The 17973-nt window shown below is 47.8% G+C and carries 16 protein-coding genes; 4 read left to right on the top strand and 12 right to left on the bottom strand.

Features of this window, described 5'->3' with window-relative positions; genetic code table 11:
- Positions 1 to 19 precede the first annotated feature (19 nt).
- Both ACMXI2_RS26230 and ACMXI2_RS26225 read left to right on the top strand, forming a co-directional pair.
- Positions 20 to 1606 (top strand): SusD/RagB family nutrient-binding outer membrane lipoprotein, encoded by a 1587-nt coding sequence (locus ACMXI2_RS26230; protein WP_483778894.1) that lies wholly within the window; start codon positions 20 to 22, stop codon positions 1604 to 1606.
- Positions 1607 to 1928: 322 nt separating this feature from the next.
- On the top strand, positions 1929 to 3254 hold the full coding sequence (locus ACMXI2_RS26225) for a DUF5690 family protein (RefSeq protein WP_483778893.1): 1326 nt from the start codon (positions 1929 to 1931) through the stop codon (positions 3252 to 3254).
- 80 nt (positions 3255 to 3334) lie between these two features.
- Here ACMXI2_RS26225 and tatA read toward each other — a convergent pair whose 3' ends face one another.
- The 12 genes from tatA to ACMXI2_RS26165 all read right to left on the bottom strand — a co-directional run bounded on the left by tatA (position 3335) and on the right by ACMXI2_RS26165 (position 14421).
- Positions 3335 to 3556, bottom strand: a complete 222-nt coding sequence (gene tatA, locus ACMXI2_RS26220; protein ID WP_079471128.1) for a twin-arginine translocase TatA/TatE family subunit — start codon at positions 3554 to 3556, stop codon at positions 3335 to 3337.
- A 129-nt stretch (positions 3557 to 3685) separates the two neighbouring features.
- On the bottom strand, positions 3686 to 4243 hold the full coding sequence (gene cobC, locus ACMXI2_RS26215) for an alpha-ribazole phosphatase (RefSeq protein WP_483778892.1): 558 nt from the start codon (positions 4241 to 4243) through the stop codon (positions 3686 to 3688).
- Entirely contained in the window at positions 4228 to 5004 is a 777-nt protein-coding gene (cobS, locus tag ACMXI2_RS26210; protein ID WP_483778891.1) for an adenosylcobinamide-GDP ribazoletransferase, read from the bottom strand. The genes cobC and cobS overlap by 16 nt, the downstream gene beginning before the upstream one ends.
- Positions 5001 to 6047: a nicotinate-nucleotide--dimethylbenzimidazole phosphoribosyltransferase gene (gene cobT, locus ACMXI2_RS26205; protein WP_483778890.1), complete on the bottom strand. Its 1047-nt coding sequence runs from the start codon at positions 6045 to 6047 to the stop codon at positions 5001 to 5003. The genes cobS and cobT overlap by 4 nt, the downstream gene beginning before the upstream one ends.
- 10 nt (positions 6048 to 6057) lie before the next feature.
- The gene (gene cobU, locus ACMXI2_RS26200) at positions 6058 to 6570 is read right to left on the bottom strand and encodes a bifunctional adenosylcobinamide kinase/adenosylcobinamide-phosphate guanylyltransferase (RefSeq protein ID WP_483778889.1); all 513 of its coding nucleotides are present in this window, start codon (positions 6568 to 6570) and stop codon (positions 6058 to 6060) included.
- Positions 6571 to 6631: 61 nt separating this feature from the next.
- The gene (locus ACMXI2_RS26195; protein WP_483778888.1) at positions 6632 to 7960 is read right to left on the bottom strand and encodes a DUF5074 domain-containing protein; all 1329 of its coding nucleotides are present in this window, start codon (positions 7958 to 7960) and stop codon (positions 6632 to 6634) included.
- A gap of 193 nt (positions 7961 to 8153) precedes the next feature.
- On the bottom strand, positions 8154 to 8747 hold the full coding sequence (locus ACMXI2_RS26190) for a DUF6580 family putative transport protein (RefSeq protein WP_483778887.1): 594 nt from the start codon (positions 8745 to 8747) through the stop codon (positions 8154 to 8156).
- Between the two features lie 17 nt (positions 8748 to 8764).
- On the bottom strand, positions 8765 to 10711 hold the full coding sequence (locus tag ACMXI2_RS26185; protein WP_483778886.1) for a TonB-dependent receptor plug domain-containing protein: 1947 nt from the start codon (positions 10709 to 10711) through the stop codon (positions 8765 to 8767).
- Positions 10712 to 10821: 110 nt separating this feature from the next.
- Complete coding sequence (locus tag ACMXI2_RS26180; protein WP_079471121.1) at positions 10822 to 11472, bottom strand: tetratricopeptide repeat protein; 651 nt, start codon at positions 11470 to 11472, stop codon at positions 10822 to 10824.
- Positions 11473 to 11539: 67 nt separating this feature from the next.
- Positions 11540 to 12412, bottom strand: coding sequence for an EamA family transporter (locus ACMXI2_RS26175; protein WP_483778885.1), 873 nt, complete (start codon positions 12410 to 12412; stop codon positions 11540 to 11542).
- 66 nt (positions 12413 to 12478) lie between these two features.
- A complete protein-coding gene (locus ACMXI2_RS26170; protein WP_483778884.1) occupies positions 12479 to 13699 on the bottom strand; it encodes an MFS transporter in 1221 nt (406 codons plus the stop codon).
- A 47-nt stretch (positions 13700 to 13746) separates the two neighbouring features.
- The gene (locus ACMXI2_RS26165; RefSeq protein WP_483778883.1) at positions 13747 to 14421 is read right to left on the bottom strand and encodes a FadR/GntR family transcriptional regulator; all 675 of its coding nucleotides are present in this window, start codon (positions 14419 to 14421) and stop codon (positions 13747 to 13749) included.
- A gap of 144 nt (positions 14422 to 14565) precedes the next feature.
- On the opposite strand from ACMXI2_RS26165, the gene ACMXI2_RS26160 reads away from it, so the two are divergent.
- Together ACMXI2_RS26160 and ACMXI2_RS26155 are read left to right on the top strand one after the other, a co-directional pair.
- Positions 14566 to 16962, top strand: a complete 2397-nt coding sequence (locus ACMXI2_RS26160; RefSeq protein ID WP_483778882.1) for a S9 family peptidase — start codon at positions 14566 to 14568, stop codon at positions 16960 to 16962.
- A gap of 131 nt (positions 16963 to 17093) precedes the next feature.
- Positions 17094 to 17972 (top strand): helix-turn-helix domain-containing protein, encoded by an 879-nt coding sequence (locus tag ACMXI2_RS26155; RefSeq protein WP_483778881.1) that lies wholly within the window; start codon positions 17094 to 17096, stop codon positions 17970 to 17972.
- Position 17973 lies beyond the last annotated feature (1 nt).

Genomic DNA, 17973 nt, shown 5'->3' with positions numbered 1-17973 from the left:
CTTTAAAACAATGTATTGTATGAAATCTTTCAAAATATTAACCTTCATTGCTTTAACAGGTGCTGTACTCAGTAGCTGTAACAAGAAGTATGATGACTATGCCATCAACACCAACAAGCCTTCACAAACTCCTCCCAGCCTGGTACTGGGTGGCGTGCTGGCGGATATGAATACTGACAAACCCTGGAGCAATGTGATGCGCTGGAACCAGTTCGACTGCTGTAACTATAACTACTATGGCGATCAGCGTTACGACTGGGGCGGTGCAGACCTCAACAGTTATTACAGCATGACCAACGTGCAGAAAATGGAAGTGGAAGCCACCCGCTTAGGCGGACAGGCAGTGAACCCATATTCGGCATTGGGCAGGTTTTTCCGGGCCTGGTTCTTTTATCGTATGACCAACCTGGTAGGAGATTTACCAATGAAAGATGCACTACAGGGGAAAGATGATCTGACGCCGGCATATGATGCACAAAAGCAGGTTTTTGTTCAGATCCTGCAATGGCTGGATGAAGCCAACACACAGCTGGGACAGCAAATTGCCAATCCTGATAAAAGTAATACTGCAGAAGGACAGCTGTTGAAAGGCGATTTTTATTATGGAAATGATCTCGGCAAATGGCAGCGGGCTGTAAACACTTTCCGTTTGCGGGTGCTCATTACGTTAAGTAAAAAAACAGCCGATGCCGATCTGAAAGTTGCCCAACAGTTTAAAGATATTGTTAGCAATCCTGCTAAATATCCACTGATGGAATCATCTGATCAGAGCCTTCAGTTTATCTACAACAACATCAATAAATATCCATCCAACCCGGATAACCTGGGCTTTGATGCTACACGGTATAATATGTCCGCCACTTACCTCAACACCTTAGTGGCGCTGAATGATCCGCGTGCATACGTAACCGCGGAACCGGCTACTGAACAGGTGAATAAGCTGCGTAAATCGCCGGCAGATATTACTGCTTATGTAGGCGCTGCTTCCGGTGAAAGCCTGGATAATATGTCTTCAAAAATGTCTGACGTAAATAATGCTGTATATTCTGTTCGCAGCCGTAGCCGCTATTACAGCAGTTATGCAGCTGAGCCTGGCGTATTGCTTGGTTTCCCGGAGTTGTGCTTTAACCTGGCAGAAGCGGCTAACCGCGGCTGGATTACTGCAGATGCAGAAGCCTGGTATAAGAAAGGAATCAAGGCATCTCTCGTTTTTTATGGTATCCCGGCTGAAGTTGCGGGTGTCATCACTAAAACGTATAATGGTCAACGTTATGATGTGCCGTTCGACTTTGAAAACAGTTATTATAAGCAGGCGAACGTGCAGTATAAAGGTAACAATGCGCAGGGGCTTGCACAGATCCTCACGCAGAAGTACCTGGCCTTTTTTGAAAACTCCGGCTGGGAGGCTTATATCAACTGGCGAAGAACCGGTGTACCTACTTTCAGTGTAGGCTCAGGTACAGGTAACAGTGGTATTATTCCTAAACGTTTCAAATATCCGGATTCCGACCGCTCGTCCAATACTATCAACTGGACGGCTTCATTGAAGAGCCAGTTTGGCGGTACTACGGATGACATCAACGCGGATATGTGGTTGCTGAAGTAGGGGCGTGGCCTTCGGCCACTGAAATTGTCTTGGAGCAGGATTTTGGTGATTAACCGTGATTACCTTGATTTGATTACGTTTTGATTTTAATGATTAAGGGAGATAAAAGCGAAAAATATCCGCTTCTATCTCCCTTAATCCTTTATAAATCCCAGAAATCATAATCAAGGTAATCACGGTTAATCACCAAAATCCTGCTCCAAGACAATTTCAGTGGCCGAAGGCCACAAACATGTTTAATCATGCTTAATATTAAGTTCAGTATTTGTTAACATTGTGTTTACATAAGACCCGCACCTTTGTCCCAAACCATTTGCTTACGATGTTGAATATTACCTGGATACAGAAGCGGTTGCAGCAGGCACATCATCTTACATTTTCATTGTATGCTGCCCTGGTGGCCTTTGGTACTTATTCCTGCATGTATGCTTTTCGTAAACCCTTTACAGCGGGCATTTTCGAGGGAGTTACTTTCCTGGGGATTGATTACAAGATCTGGCTGGTAATTACACAAACAATTGGTTATGCATGCAGTAAATTTTACGGCATCCGCTTCATCGCGGAAATGAAAGGGAATAAGCGGGCGCAGAGCATTATAGTACTGATAGGAATTGCATGGCTGGCCCTGTTTTGTTTTGCGGTGGCGCCGGCGCCTTATAACATCGTGTTCCTTTTTCTTAACGGGTTTCCGCTGGGCATGATCTGGGGGCTGGTGTTTAGCTACCTGGAAGGCAGGCGCAGTACGGAATTCATGGGAGCGGTGTTGTCGGTAAGCTTTATTTTTTCTTCCGGATTTGTGAAGTCGGTCGGAAAAATGACGGTGGTGGACTGGCACGTCACAGAATACTGGATGCCTTTTATCACGGGGCTTGTATTTATAGTGCCTATCATCATCTGCATATTGTTACTGGAACAGATACCGCCTCCTACGGCGGCAGATGAGCAATTGAGAACACGCCGTGCGCCCATGAGTAAACCGGAAAGAAAAGCTTTTCTCCAGGCTTTCTTGCCCGGGCTGGTGTTATTGATCGCCAGCTATGTATTGCTCACGGTGTTAAGGGATATGCGTGATAATTTCGCGGCAGATATCTGGAAAGATCTCGGTTATGGTACCCAGGCAGGCATCTTCACCCAAACAGAAATTCCTGTGTCTTTGGCTATCATCGTGATTATGGGATTACTGGTATTTGTGAAGAATAATTTTCATGCCTTTATGCTGAATCACGTTATAGTGATCACGGGGTTCCTGCTGGCATTGATCAGCACCCTGTTATACAAGCAGCACCGGCTGGACCCGGTATGGTGGATGACTTTAACCGGACTAGGGTTGTATATGGGATATATTCCGTTTAACTGTATTTTCTTTGAACGTCTTATCGCAGTGTTTAAATACGTAAGCAATGTGGGCTTTGTAATTTATGTGGCGGATTCTTTTGGCTACCTGGGAAGTGTATTGGTGATGTTGTTTAAAAACTTCAGTGGTATGGCTTTGTCGTGGAGCCAGTTTTTTATGGATGCAGTACTGGGTGTATCCGTTACCGGTATAGTGATGATGATAGCATCCGCCTGGTATTTTAAAAAAAGATATGAATCAGTGAACAATAAAAGTGCTTCAAACCTCGAAGGAGAAGTACAGATCGCGGCCTGACCACCAACCGCAAAAGCATAAAAAAAGGCAAATCGTGCATGCTGAATGCGCAATTTGCCTTTTGTTTTTATAACAGGAATTTAGTTCGCTTTGGCGTCTGGCGCGTCAGCTTTAGTTCCTTTCTTTGATGGTTCATCTTTGGCATCTTTAAATTCACGTATGCCGCTACCCAAACCACGCATCAGCTCAGGTATCTTCTTACCACCAAACAATAACAATACTACCAATGCTATCAGCAGTAATTCTTTGATACCTATTTCCTGCAAAAACAAAAGCGGGATATTCAGAAAAGATGTTGTCATTATAACAGATTTTATTATGTGCTTTTATATAAGGTATATGCAAACATAAAGTTAGCACGAATTACCAGTTTTTTTGTTTTTTAGAGAGATATTTAAAAATATTAATATAATTGATTTAAAGACAGTTATTTACAGATTAGAAAATATCACTTTTACTTCCCCGTTTTCCACTTTTAAATGCGAAATATGCCCATAATCCACCGAAATATCGAACGCATCCACGAGTGGGGTATCCGTCACATGTGCCACAATACAGCGGATCACCCCGCCATGCGTAACCAGTACTGTGTCCTTTCCCGTGGCGGTTATTTCTTCCAAAACCTGGATACTCCGGTTATACAATTCTTCATAGCTTTCTCCACCCGGAATGTGCTCAAATACCACGTTATCCGCCCATTTGCTTAAAGCATTTTTGCTGATGTTATCCCAGGGCAGCATTTCCCAGGTACCAAAATTCATTTCCTTTAACCGGTCGTCTTTGATATAACTATTGCCAAATAAGGCGGCAGCGAGCTTCTCACAGCGCTGCAAAGGGCTGGTGTATACGGCAACAGGGCCGGAGGGCAGGAGCGGCTTTATACGGGCTGCTTCGGTATCAAAACTGCCTGCCACATCCACATCGGAAGCGCCATAGCAAATACCACTTTCTATTGCCGGCGTGGTATGCCGGATCAGATATATTTCCATGTGAGAATACAAAAGCATAAATAAATAACAGTTTCCGATACCTGCTGTACGGCGCCCAGGCAATCGCCGGTATAGCCGCCTATCCACTTTTGCATGAGCCGTACCATGTACCAGCGGGCCAGTATCAGGGTAGGAATGGTCAGCAGCAGGGTATAGTTTTGCAGGTAAATCATCGCTGCAATGAATGGAATAAAACCCCATATGGCGGCTATTCCCAGGTCAGGCAAAGAAATGCCCTGGGCGATGGGCTTTGCCTTACTGTCTTCGTTTTCACGGGCATATTTGTGGGTGTACACTACCGTTACCGCCACAAAACGGCTCAATGGCTGCGCACTGGCAATAGCCAGCATTACTTTATACAGCGGCAGTTCGCGCAGCGACAAGTATTTGAGCGTCATGATCAGCAACAGTCCCAGCATCCCGTAAGTGCCGATGCGACTGTCTTTCATGATCTCCAAAATTTTCCCTTTGGTCCATCCGCCGCCAAAACCATCACACATGTCTGCAAATCCGTCTTCATGAAAAGCGCCGGTTACCCATACGCCCACAATGATGGCCAGCAGGATACTCACCATTGGCGGGGCAATGCCGCCCAGGATGTATAATACGCCTGTCATAATCGCGCCGGTTATCCATCCTATCAGCGGAAGATACCGGGTTGCTTTGCTGAGCATCTCCGGGGAATAGGGGGTATTAACGGGAACGTGTATACGCGTATAGAACATGATAGCGGTTAGCAGTAACTGCCACTGTTTTTTCATATGGTACGGTTTGATACCTGTGCACTGTTAAAACTGGCCATTTCTTCCAGGAAGGCTACTGCGCTCCGGATTAACGGAATTGCCAGCGCGGCGCCGGTACCTTCTCCCAAACGCATATCCATTTGTAACAAAGGCGCTACTTCAAGATATTGCAGCATAGCTTTATGTCCTTTTTCTTCGGAGCAATGGGCGAAGACGCAATAGTCTTTCACCGCGGGTTGCATTTTCACGGCAGCCAGCAAGGCGGCAGTTACAATGAAGCCATCTATTACTACCAGCATCTTTAAAGCGGCGGCCTGTTGGATGGCGCCGCAGATCATGGCAATTTCAAAGCCGCCAAATGCGGCGAGGGCCTGTTCCGGCGATGCGGGTAATGCATGTTTGGTCATTACCTGCTGTAGAATGGCCTTTTTTTGCGCCAGTTGCTGCGCGTTGCTACCAGTGCCCGCACCGGTGCATTCGGCCACCGGTATGCCGGTAAAATGGCTCATCAGCAACGATGCCGCGGAGGTATTGCCGATACCCATTTCTCCAAAACCAATCACATTGCAATCTTTTTCGTGGAGCAGCTTTACTTCGGCGGCGCCCGCCAGCATGGCCAGTTTACACTGGTCCAGCGACATGGCCGGCATGTGCAGAAAGTTTTGCGTACCCATGCCCATTTTGCGGTCTTTCAGTTGCGGATGCGGCGCAAACTCGTGGTTTACACCGGCATCTACCACTGTCAGGTCTAGCTGATGCTGCCTGCAGAACACATTGATGGCTGCGCCGCCATTCAGGAAGTTATATACCATCTGCGCGGTAACGGCTTGTGGAAAAGGATTTACCTCCCCATCGGCGGCAATACCGTGATCGCCTGCAAATACAATGATAGCAGGGTTTTTCACGGAAGGCGTCAGTGTATTTTGTACCAGGCCAGCCTGTAAGGCAATTCCTTCCAGTCTTCCCAGCGATCCGGGGGGCTTGGTCTTCTGATCTATCTTATCCTGTAAGGCAGTTCTCAGCCCGGGTGATACAGGTGTTATCCGGATATCATTCATCATGAGGGATTTTTTACGCGTCTTTTTTAATTACAACCGGAATGCCGGACACCATTAGTGTAACGGTACCGGCTATACGTGCAATGTACTGGTTTACCCAGCCTTGTAAGTCTGTAAACTTGCGCCCTGCTTCGGTTTCGGCATGCACGCCCATTCCAATTTCATTGGTCACGATAATAAAAGTACCTGCTTTCTGGTGAAGTGCGTGTATTTCTGCCTGGATGGCCTGGAGGGTATTATCAGTATCATACTGATGTGCGGTAAAGAAATTGGTAAGCCACAGGGTGATGCAGTCGATCACTACGGTATGCCCGTCCAGCGGGAGGCGGCTTACATACAGTTCTTCTTCATAATTCACCCACACCGGTCCTCTTTCTTCCTTGTGCCGTTGTATGCGCTGTGCAAAATCGTCGTCCCATACTTTGGCGGTAGCCACGTATACCGGGTGAGCGCTTTGTGATAAGGCCAGCTCCTGTGCGTACCTGCTTTTACCCGAACGGGCGCCGCCTGTAATTAAATGAAGCATAGAAAAGCTTTTAGCCTTTTCCGGTAGTTGGCGTTTATAAAACGCCAACTACCGGAAGTTATTAGTTAAATAACGGCATTGCCGGGAAGAAGAAGCCCATGAAGTTTACGCTTTTCTTCAGGCTACCGCTGCTGGCATCATAGATGTACAGCGTGTTATCTTTATAATTATCGCCATAACCGGATTTTACATCTGTTACTACGATGGTATTGTTACCCGGATTATATCTTACTCCTGCACCGTACATTTCACGGCCGGCCGGAATGGTTACAAATGGGGTATTCAGGGAGGTGGGGTTACCTACTGCATATTTGTATACTTCCCTGCCACCAGCGCCCCAGGCATTGGTTTTACCAATGAATACCGCATTTTCAATAGTGGATGCACTCAGCATACCGGCATTCCATGCGCCCCATGCGCCATATACCGGGAATGGAACCGTAACGGTATCCATCTTCAGGTTGTTGGCATTAATGGCAAACAGCATGTTATTGCGGGCTGCCCAAACAGTACCATCGGGCGTGCGTGTAAAGCCTACATCTGCAGGTCCCAGTACTTTTGCCACGCTTAAATCGGTATTGTTCAATGCTACCATACCCTGGGATTCGGACATTACGATGATGTAGCCTTCTGCTGCTACCATACCGCCTACCTGTCCGGTTACGCCGGCCAGTTTACTACCCAGCGCCAGTGTTTGCAGGTTAACGGGATATACGCCATCGGCGGTGCCGATCAAACCGGTATTGCTGTTCACGCCGCAAAAGGAGTTGGCAAAAGCCGGCAGCTGATCAATACGGCCGGTTTCTTTCATGGTGCCGGGATCTGCTACCACAAAGGCGCCCTGTTTGGATACGAGGTATAATTTATTGTTGTAAATGGCGCCGTAGCCGGTAGTTTGACCGAGTTGTTTGCCGGGGTTATTACGTTTAAATACATACTGGTAAACGGAATCTTCTCCATTACGGTAGAAATTCACATCGCCGTTTTCCTTGCCATACTGACCTTCATTCACCAGGAAAAAACCATTTTCAAATTTGCCCAGTACTTTGATGCGGTAATAGTAGGTAGCGAGTGCGTTACCGGAAATTATTTTATAAGAGATGGTATAATCTCCTCTTTCTGCTGCGGTGAAAGTATAGGTAGAATCGGTACTTACCTGCACGCCATTTACCAGCCAGAGAAAAGTAGGATTTTTTACCTCTGCCAGCTGCGGACTTAACACCCGGCTGTCGCCGATATAGATCGTATCTTTCCCGTCTTTTAAGCCCGGAGCTATAATCTGTGGTACAATTACTTCTGCCTCATTATCTTTAGAACAGGAGGCTAATCCTGCAATAGCGAATACTGCTACAATAAAGGAAACCTGAAATTTGCGTGAAATGCTGCGCATGTGTTGTGATTTATTTTCGTATGTCTTGTTTTCGTATGGGTATTACAGTTAAACTGTAGCCAGGGTGCTAATACAGAAATGCTATGCAGAAGAGAGAAATAGTGAATCCCCTATAATAATTTAGAGATTTAGAGTCAGACAAATGTGTTCATCTGCCTGAGCCCCAAATCTCTAAAAAACAAATGTAAAAATATTATTGAGCAAAACGCAATCTGCGTTTTACCAGTTCAAAGCTGCCAAAGAAAATGCTGCTGTAAACGATATTACCTACCAGCACATACCACATGTAAGGAATAGCCTGGATATAGCAACTTGCTAATCCTGCTGCATCTTTGGTATACGGTAACCCGGTGAGCAGGTTGGTAGAACCGCTTACCCACACGCCGAAGTTGGATACCAGGAAATGCAGGAGCGCTGCGCCCGCAGAACCCATCAGGATATTGGCCACACTTGCTTTCCTGATTAACAGCTGACCCAGTAATACGATCAGTACGAAGCTGGCGTAGTTCCATACCCAACCCCTGTACAGCAATCCTTCTGCAAATTGTTTATGGAAAACCTGCATCAGGATAATGTCGCTAACAAACAGCGTCAATAAAGGAAAGGCGTATGATTTCCACTTCTGTGAAAAAGAAGCGCCGCCAAATAAAGCCATAGCGCCTACCGGCGTAAACATAGCGATTGGTTGCATCGTTGCATCTGATCCCAACACGATACGTATTACACCAGCTGCCAGTATAAACAGCAGCAGTACGCCAAACCGTGGATTAAGATTCTTTAAAGACATTATGTTGGTTTTAATGTTTACAAATTAAATACAATACCGGTATTAAAATTGAACCGGCGTGAATTATAACCCGAAATATCAAAATACTGATAATCTGTAATATTTCTGAAACCGGCGAAAATTTTAAGCAAGTTACCAAATTTATATTCACCATATAAATCCACAGTATAATAATCCCCCATTGGCCGGGTTCCCTCAAACCGTTTATCTATGTATTTGCAGGTGGCGGCCACGTACAGCGATTGGGTGGCCTGGTAGCCTAAAGTAGCATTCACCGCGTGTTTGGGCACCCTGTACAGGTTGTAGTAAGAAGAGTCCTTGCCGTTCTGGTTCACCGTAACACGGCCATCTACATAGGTATAATTGGCGGTTAGCTGCAGGGTCCTGGTAATTCTCCAGGTGGCTTCCACTTCAGCGCCATATGCCTTTTGTTTATTGGCATTGCGGTACTGGCTGAAAAAGGTGACAGGATCAAAGTAAAAGATCACCAGGTCGCGGGTATTGCGGGCAAAACCGGTTACCCGGAAGTCTATTTTGCCGTTAACCACATCAGCCTGGTAGCCGGCTTCATAGCTGGTAGTGGTTTCCGGTTTCAGATCCTGGTTGCCATAGCCTTTTGCATACAGCTGGTATAGCGTAGGAACGCTATAGGCAGAAGAAATATTGATAAATACCTTATGATGTGGATTGATCAGGTAAGATGGATTGATGGAGAAGGTTTGGTTATTACCATACCGGCTGTGATGATTAAACCGACCCCCCACTTCGAGATTAAAGCCCCCCATATTGTGCAGCAGGAACGAGGCATATACGCTGATCTGGCTGGTATGTGAGCTGTCGGGCGATAAGGTGGTAGTATCAATTCCGGGGCTGTAGGTACTTTGCAGGAAGTCCTTCTGGTCGGTGGCGGAGCGGTTAAAGGCAGCGCCTCCGATCAGCCTGATCCGGCTGCTCAGGTCCAGGTTCACATAGCTTTCCACCTGGTGGGTGTTGGCGGTAAACAGGGAGCTGTCGTACCGGGCATAAGCGCCTGCGCCTACATAGCCGGAATCGTTTAAAATATCCCGTTTGGTATGCTGGTAGCTGTATAATACATGCCAGGAGCCGTTTTTAAAGCGGTATTCACTGTTAAACCCGTTGAGCAGGTACTTTGATTTGCCGTTATAATCCGTTTCGTCTTTATAACCGCCTTCATCCAGGTCGTGGCGATAATTGCTGTAGTTCAGCAGGTAGCCGAAATTCCAGCGTTTTCCTGCTGCCAGCCCCAGTTTGGCAAAAACGCTGTTTTGCCGGAAGCCGTCTTTATCAAATCCTGCCTTGTAGGTGGAGTCGTAGGCATCGGAGAAGCCCCTGGTTTTTTCATGTTTATAACTTACCAGGTAAGAAAAGTGGTTTACATGGCCATGTACATTTACATTGCCCTGGAAATCGTGGTAGCTGCCATAGCTGGCAGTGGCGCCCGCACCAAACTTTTTATCACCGTTTTTACGGGTAATGATGTTGATCACGCCTGCTACGGCATTGGAGCCATAGAGGGTGGACTGGCTGCCCCGGAGTATTTCGATCCGTTCTACCTGGTCGGGTGAAATGAAGTTGAGATCAAAAGTATTATTGATCTGCGAGGCGTCGCTTACCGGCAGCCCGTCTACAAGGATCAGGGTGTTGCCGTTGGATGCTCCGCGCATGTATACGTTTGGTACTGTGCCCGGGTTGTTTTCGGCGCCATTGATGATCAGGCCGGTTTGCTGGTTGAGGATGCCGGCGATGCTCCTGCCGCTGTTCCGCTGCAGGTACTCATGTGAAAGGATGGTGACCACCTTACCGGTTTCCCCGGCTTTTTGGGGGCCTTTAACGGCGGTAACGGTAATTTCATTAAGCTGGCTGATACGGCTGGTATCCTGTGCGGTAGCAGCAGTGTACAGCACAGTAGATAAAAGTAAGGACGTGTAAAGTTTAAATTGCATCCGCGAAATATTAGTTGAAGGTTTATCAAAATAAAAATGCAGCAGGGACAAAGGTTAGGTTACTTTATCTCCACTGCATTTTCAAAGGCAAATTGCCAGGGGCAATTTACTTATCCCGGCATCCGGGAAATATATTTGTCCATTTCTTTGATCTGGCTTACGATCTGCGCAGTGGTAGGCTTCTGAGCTTTGGCCCTGCGGAAATATTCTTTGGCGGATTTGAAGTCGCGGCGGCTCATGGCAATGGAAGCCAGGGTTAACAGGGCTGCTGCCGTGTTTTCCTTGTCGGGCAAGCCTTTGCGCATCGCAATTTTCAGGTTCTGATCAGCTGTTTTCAGGTCGTTTTTCTGATAGGCGATAGTGCCCAGCTGAAAATACTGCATCCCCTCATATTCCTTCATCGGGCTGCCGGAGTTAATGCTCTGGCGGATGGTGGATTCAGCTTTATCAAGATCATTGGAATACATAGCCATGTTGCTTTGCATAAAATAATATACAGAGCGGATGGGTTTGTACAACAGTTTCGGGAACTTCACCTGGTTCATCAGGGCGGTGGCCCTTTCAATGTCACCGGCTTCCACGGCTTCCTGTACCATTCTCATGGGACCAAACATCACGTGTGTTACCAAACAAACCAGTGCCAGCACGAGCACAATGGTGGCTTCCCACCAGCCAACAGTCAGGCCCAGCGCAATACCACCTGCCAGTAATACAATACCGATCGGGAGGCGATATAGAATAAAAAAATTAAATGCTTTCATGAAAAAACAGTTCGTAAATCACTAATAGAGGGTGCAAAGATAGATAAAAAAAACACCTCATGGGTTTTCATTTCCGGCGTTTCAGATTCGCCATAGCAATAGCGCTTAATATGATGGCCACGCCGAAGAGCTGCAGCAACGATACGGATTCATGGAGAAAAATGGTAGCCGCCAGCATAGCCACCGGCAGCTCGGCGGCGCTGAGGATGGCGCCCAGCGCTACCCCCGTTTGCGGCATCCCCTTTGAAAAAAGGAAGGGCGGCAGCACGGTACCGAAAAGGGAGAGGGGAATCCCCCAGATCCACAGGCTGGTGCCCGTAAAACGGCCATTAAACAGGTACAATGGGGGGAAGATCAGGGTAATGAGCACAAATGCGCCGGTAACAATCCAGGCGCTCTTCAGCACAGGTCCCAGTGATGCGGCTACCCGGCCACTCACTACTATGAACACGGTGTAACATATCGCTGCCAGCAAACCAAAGCCGATGCCCTTCCAGTTCAGCGTGGTGTTGCTGTGGTTAAATACGCCTCCCGCCAGCAGGGTGCCGCCAAGAATAAAAAATACTGCCAGCCATTGTACCGGGGAGGGCCGCTTTTTATAGATGATCCATTCCGCCAGCATACTCATCCAGGTAAACTGCATCAGTAATATGATAGCAATACTGGCCGGGATATATTGTACACTCTGATAATAAGTAATACTTACCAGGCCCGTGGAACTGCCCAGGATAAAGCAGGTGCGGGCATCTTTATTGCCTAAGCCCACTGTTTTTTTACCGGAAAATGCCTGGATGATCCATAAGGCCAGCATCCCGAAACCCGCCTGCACACTGCATAATTCGCCTAATGTATATCCTTGCTGATAGCCCGATTTAACGATTGTTGATAATATCCCAAAGCTGCATGCGCCAAGCAGCACAAGCAGTATACCTTTCCACATAAGAATTGTTTTAGTGCTGCGAATGTAGGCGAATTTAGCGGAGGCCATCGCCTCCGCTAAATGTTGTTATTTCTTTTTTTCAAGGTTCGGTAACAAACCGGTAAGGAGCCCTATTAAAGGGAGGTAAGCGCAAACCTGGTATACGTAGGAGATACTGGTGGCATCCGCGAGACGGCCCAGCAGCGCGGAGCCTACGCCGGCCATACCAAAAGCAAGACCAAAAAATAATCCTGCAATCATCCCCACTTTACCCGGCACCAGTTCCTGTGCATAAACGAGAATGGCAGAGAAGGCGGAAGAGAGTATAACGCCAATGAATACACTGAGTACAGCTGTCCAGAACAAGGTAGCGTGTGGCAGCAGCAATGAAAACGGCGCCACACCCAGGATGGAGATCCAGATCACATACTTACGCCCGATACGGTCGCCAACAGGGCCGCCGATGAAGGTTCCCGCCGCTACGGCAAACAGGAAGATGAACAGGTATACCTGCGAAGCCTGCGTTGAAATATGGAAACGGTCCATCAGGTAAAAGGTATAGTAGCTGGTCATACTGGCCATGTAAAAGTATTTGGAGAAGATCAGTACCAGCAAAACACCCAGTGAAAAGATCACGGTGGAATTGGATAGTTTGGGCCTGTTCAGCTCCAGTGCTGCTTTTTTGGGTTTGATGCGGTGTGTGTTGGAAAGATACCATTTGCTGATGTTCAGCATTACCACAATCGCCAGCAATGCAGCTATAGAAAACCAGATCACATGAAACTGTCCGAAGGGAACAATCACCATCGCCGCCAGTAATGGTCCCAGTGAGCTGCCGGCGTTGCCACCTACCTGGAACAACGATTGTGCCATGCCGTGTTTTCCGCCGGAGGCCATGTGTGCCAGCCGGGAGGCTTCGGGATGAAATACTGCAGAACCAACGCCTACCAGGCCCACAGATACCAGTACCATCGGGAAGCTTTGCGACAAGGATAAACATACCAGTCCAAACAATGAGAAACTCATGCCAATAGCCAGTGAATAGGGCTGTGGCTTTTTATCGGTATACAGGCCCACCAGTGGCTGCAGCAGCGATGCCGACATCTGGAAGGTGAGGGTGATAAGCCCCACCTGTGTGAAATTTAGTTTCAGTGAATTTTTGAGTACCGGGTACATCGCAGGAATGAGCGATTGTAAGGTGTCGTTCAGGAAGTGGGTAAAACTTAACGCCAATAGGATAGACAGCACCGTTTGTTGTGCTGCCTGTTGTGCGGCGGCTTTGGGCTGTTCTGGTAATGTTGTTTCCATTTCTGTTCTTTTAAGATCAGATCATCTGATGTTTAAGGGTAAAAAAATTATTTGTGCTGGACACTGATTTTCGTTGCCCAAACCAGCGCCTTCTTTGGATCTTTATCTATAATGCTTTGCAGTAGCGCATCGTGATAATGCTGCGTGTCAACAAAAGAATCCGTGTTGGCGTAACGCAGCAGGAACGACTTTTTCAGATGCTCTGCCACTGTTCTGTACAGGTCCCGCATGATTTCATTTTTGCCTGCTTCCGCTATGGCGTTATGAAAGCAGATATCCGCCTGGATACAAAGTTCCAGCTGGTTATTGGACGCATAGTCAAAACGCTTTTTCAGGAAGCCCTTCATCTTTTCAATATCCTTATTATTGCGGTGCATGGCGGCTTTCTCCGCAATTTTTACTTCCAGCAGGAAGCGCACTTCATTCAGGTCTTTGAAATCGGCCCGCTGCAACCGCTGTGATAGCGCTTCCCCGGCGCCTGATTGCGATAATACAAAGGTGCCGAGCCCCTGTTGTACCCGCACCAGTTCCCGGTGAGCCAGTATTTTTACCGCTTCCCGGATGCTGGAACGACCTACGGAAAACTGTAGCATCAGCTCCGGTTCTGTAGGCAGCCGTTGCCCTACTGCATATTTGCCGGATGTAATCAGTTCCTGCAGTCGGGTTGCCACCTCCTCAGCCAGGCTGAGTCGCTTTAAAGGAGAAGTATTTGTAGTCATCATATCATCTGATGTTTGCAAAGGTAATGGAACTTTTTATTCTTTTTATCTTTTTTTGGGAGATGGGTAACGCTCATCATTTTCTGCTTTGCAGACTGTGGCAATAAGTTTATTTTGGCCGGATTGCTTATTAACATCAACTGCTATATGAGAAAATTAGTTCTGTTATTATCCTTATTCATCACTTTCCATGCCTATGCGCAAAACGCGCTGAAGTACCAGACTCCTCCAAAGAGTATCCTGGAACTGGCGATGGCAGCACCTTCGCCATCAACGGACTTTAACAGTAAAGGAGATGTGATGCTGATTATGGAGCGCACCAGTTACCCGACGATTGAAGAATTATCGCAACCGGAATACAAGCTGGCAGGAGCGCGTATCAACCCGGCTAACTTTGGTCCCAGCCGCGCAGGTTACATCACCGCTATCCGTATTAAAAATATTAAAGGCAACAACGAATACGCCGTAACCGGCTTGCCTGCCAATGCACGCATCGGCAATATCAGCTGGTCGCCATCACAGCAAAGCATTGCTTTCACCATCACAGACAACAGCCGTATTACTTTATGGAAAGCAGATGTCGCTACCGGAGCGGCTGCACAACAAAGCACCCGTGCGCTCAACGACATTGCAGGCCCGGCATTTACCTGGATCGATGATAACCGCATCCTGGCGCTGGCGGTACCTGCCGGCATTGGTAAAGCACCGGAAAAACCAGTGGCTCCCGCAGGCCCCACTGTGCAGCAAACCTCCGGCAAAGCCGCTCCGGCAGCCACTTACCAGGACATGCTGAAAAATCCATACGACGAGCAGCTGTTCGATTATTACTTTCAGTCTGAACCAGTGATTATCAGCGCTACCGGCGAACAGGTAATCGGCAAACCCGCTATTTATGTAACAGCTTCCCCATCGCCGGATAATCAATACCTGCTGATGGAAAGCCTGCACCGCCCATATTCCTACCTGGTAGGCGCCCACCGCTTCCCCACTGAAGTGGAAATATGGAAAATGAATGGCGAACTGGTAAAGAAACTCGCCAGCAACCCGCTGGATGAAGTGCGCCCCAAAGGCTTTGACGCTACCAGTAACTATCCCCGTTACTTCTCCTGGCGTAACGATGCCCCCGCCACTATCTGGTGGGTACAGGCCCTCGATGGCGGCGACCCTAAAAAGGAAGTGCCCTTCCGCGATGTGGTGAATACCCTGGCCGCTCCGTTCAGCGCAGCGCCACAGGAACTGGTGAAAACAGTGAACCGCTTTGCCGGCATCAGCTGGGCCAACAACCAGCTGGCGCTGGTATCCGATGCCAACAGCACGCAGCAGAAAATAAAGGTAAGCCGCATAAACCCTGCAAACCCTTCGCAGGCCCCGGTTACGCTGATCGATCGTTCTGAAAACGACCGCTACAACGATCCGGGTACACCCGTAACTATAAAGAACCAATACAACAGGTCTGTTTTATACGTGTCGCCTTCACATGAACTACTGATGACGGCGCCCGGGGCTTCCCCTGAAGGAGACCGTCCATTCCTGTCTTCCTTTAATTTAAATACCGGCAAACAAAATATCCTGTGGCGCTCTGCTGCGCCTTATTACGAACAGGTAGCCGATGTGATTGATCCTGCCAGGCTTGTGGTAGTGATAGCACGTGAATCGGTTTCATCTCCCGTAAACTACTACCTGCAAAATCTTAAAAAGAAAACATCCGTGGCACTCACGTCATTTCCTCATCCACAGCCGCAGTTGAAAGGCGTGCAGAAACAACTGCTGAAATACAAACGCAAAGATGGTGTGGACCTCACCGCTATGTTATACCTGCCGGAAGGCTATGACCCTGCTAAAGATGGTCGCCTGCCGGTGCTGATGTGGGCTTATCCGCGTGAGTATAAATCTGCCAGCGATGCAGCCCAGGTACGTGGTTCTGCCTATAGATTTACCCGCGTAAATTATGGCTCGCCCATCTTTTGGGTAACCCGCGGCTTTGCAGTAATGGATGCTACCGAAATGCCTATTGTAGGGGAGGGCGATAAAGAACCCAATGATACGTTCATCGACCAGCTGGTGATGAATGCCGAAGCCGCCGTAAACAAGATTACGGAAACGGGCGTGGGCGATAAGGACCGTATTGCAGTGGGCGGCCACTCTTACGGCGCTTTTATGACTTCTAACCTGCTGGCACATACGAACCTGTTCAAAGCAGGGATTTCCCGCAGCGGCGCTTATAACCGTACTTTAACGCCATTCGGATTCCAGAACGAACAACGCACCTACTGGCAGGCGCCGGAAGTGTATTATAAAATGTCGCCTTTCTCTTATGCAGATAAGCTGAAAACGCCTATCCTCCTGATTCACGGGGAAGCCGATAATAACTCCGGCACATTCCCTATCCAGAGCGAACGACTATACAACGCCATTAAAGGTAATGGCGGTACTGCGCGCCTGGTGTTCCTGCCACAGGAAAGCCACGGCTATGCCGCCCGGGAAAGTATCCTGCATATGCTGTGGGAAATGGACGAATGGCTGATGAAATATGTAAAGCAATAAAGAATACTCCTGTAATATCTGTGATGATCCCGGCAGATCATCACAGATATTATCATCATAAGTAAAAAATACCATTAAAGCCCCTAATACCACAACCCCTGTTCCCGCTTCCTTTGTACCTTTGCTGCATCATGTCAAAGGCGCTCATTCCAACATACGATATCTGTTCCCTGGCTATGGGAAAGCCTGCATCTGAGGATATACTGGTGGCCAGGTTTTCTGATTACCTGGCAGCGCACCGGGATATTCATTTCCCACACCGGCATTCATTTTATCATCTGGCATTTTTTACTGCCGGGAGTGGAAGCCATACGATCGACTTTGAGAGATTCCCGGTAAAGCCCGGGCAGTTATATTTTATGGTACCCGGCCAGGTACATAGCTGGTTTTTTTCCGGTGAGATAGAAGGTTACGTGATGAATGTATCTGCCGGGTTCTTTAATGCCTTCCTGCAGGATGCCGGCTACGTGGAACGGTTTCCTTTTTTCAGCGGGGTGAGTGCAGAAGGTGTGGTACAACTTCCTAAAGCCGCCATTCCCGTGGTAACCGCGCAGTTTGAAGGCATGCTGAAAGAAATAAAAGGAACGCAGGCTTACAGCCAGGATATGCTGCGGTTACACGTGCTGGGAATGTTTATAGCAGTAAGCCGCGCCAGCAGGCAGGGAGAATCCCGGCAGGAGCTCCCTCATAATTATGTGCTGCTGCGCAATTTCCGCAAGCTGGTGGAACAGCACTATATGCAGTTGCGGTTACCGAAAGAATACGCTGCCCTGCTATATGTAACGCCCAATTACCTCAATGCCTTTTGCCGGCACATGCTGGGAAAATCGGCTGGGGAAATTATCCGCGACCGCGTACTGCTGGAAGCAAAACGGTTATTGATCAATGTAGATATGAGTATTGCCACTATCGCCTACCAGCTCAATTTTGCGGACAATTCTTACTTCACCAAGTTTTTTAAAAAATACGCAGGAATAACACCGGAAGAGTTCCGGAAAAATATTTCCTGAT

It is taken from the genome of Chitinophaga sp. G7 BAM 1005 (genome assembly GCF_057126945.1).
The sequence above is the reverse complement of the archived record's forward strand: the minus strand, read 5'-3'. Positions and strand labels throughout refer to the sequence as shown.

Excerpts from the sequence above, each read along its gene's own strand:
- ACMXI2_RS26230 (WP_483778894.1), top strand. The coding sequence starts at position 20 with ATGAAATCTTTCAAAATATTAACCTTCATTGCTTTAACAGGTGCTGTA.
- ACMXI2_RS26225 (WP_483778893.1), top strand. The coding sequence starts at position 1,929 with ATGTTGAATATTACCTGGATACAGAAGCGGTTGCAGCAGGCACATCAT.
- tatA (WP_079471128.1), bottom strand. The coding sequence starts at position 3,556 with ATGACAACATCTTTTCTGAATATCCCGCTTTTGTTTTTGCAGGAAATA.
- cobC (WP_483778892.1), bottom strand. The coding sequence starts at position 4,243 with ATGGAAATATATCTGATCCGGCATACCACGCCGGCAATAGAAAGTGGT.
- cobS (WP_483778891.1), bottom strand. The coding sequence starts at position 5,004 with ATGAAAAAACAGTGGCAGTTACTGCTAACCGCTATCATGTTCTATACG.
- cobT (WP_483778890.1), bottom strand. The coding sequence starts at position 6,047 with ATGATGAATGATATCCGGATAACACCTGTATCACCCGGGCTGAGAACT.
- cobU (WP_483778889.1), bottom strand. The coding sequence starts at position 6,570 with ATGCTTCATTTAATTACAGGCGGCGCCCGTTCGGGTAAAAGCAGGTAC.
- ACMXI2_RS26195 (WP_483778888.1), bottom strand. The coding sequence starts at position 7,960 with ATGCGCAGCATTTCACGCAAATTTCAGGTTTCCTTTATTGTAGCAGTA.
- ACMXI2_RS26190 (WP_483778887.1), bottom strand. The coding sequence starts at position 8,747 with ATGTCTTTAAAGAATCTTAATCCACGGTTTGGCGTACTGCTGCTGTTT.
- ACMXI2_RS26185 (WP_483778886.1), bottom strand. The coding sequence starts at position 10,711 with ATGCAATTTAAACTTTACACGTCCTTACTTTTATCTACTGTGCTGTAC.
- ACMXI2_RS26180 (WP_079471121.1), bottom strand. The coding sequence starts at position 11,472 with ATGAAAGCATTTAATTTTTTTATTCTATATCGCCTCCCGATCGGTATT.
- ACMXI2_RS26175 (WP_483778885.1), bottom strand. The coding sequence starts at position 12,412 with ATGTGGAAAGGTATACTGCTTGTGCTGCTTGGCGCATGCAGCTTTGGG.
- ACMXI2_RS26170 (WP_483778884.1), bottom strand. The coding sequence starts at position 13,699 with ATGGAAACAACATTACCAGAACAGCCCAAAGCCGCCGCACAACAGGCA.
- ACMXI2_RS26165 (WP_483778883.1), bottom strand. The coding sequence starts at position 14,421 with ATGATGACTACAAATACTTCTCCTTTAAAGCGACTCAGCCTGGCTGAG.
- ACMXI2_RS26160 (WP_483778882.1), top strand. The coding sequence starts at position 14,566 with ATGAGAAAATTAGTTCTGTTATTATCCTTATTCATCACTTTCCATGCC.
- ACMXI2_RS26155 (WP_483778881.1), top strand. The coding sequence starts at position 17,094 with ATGTCAAAGGCGCTCATTCCAACATACGATATCTGTTCCCTGGCTATG.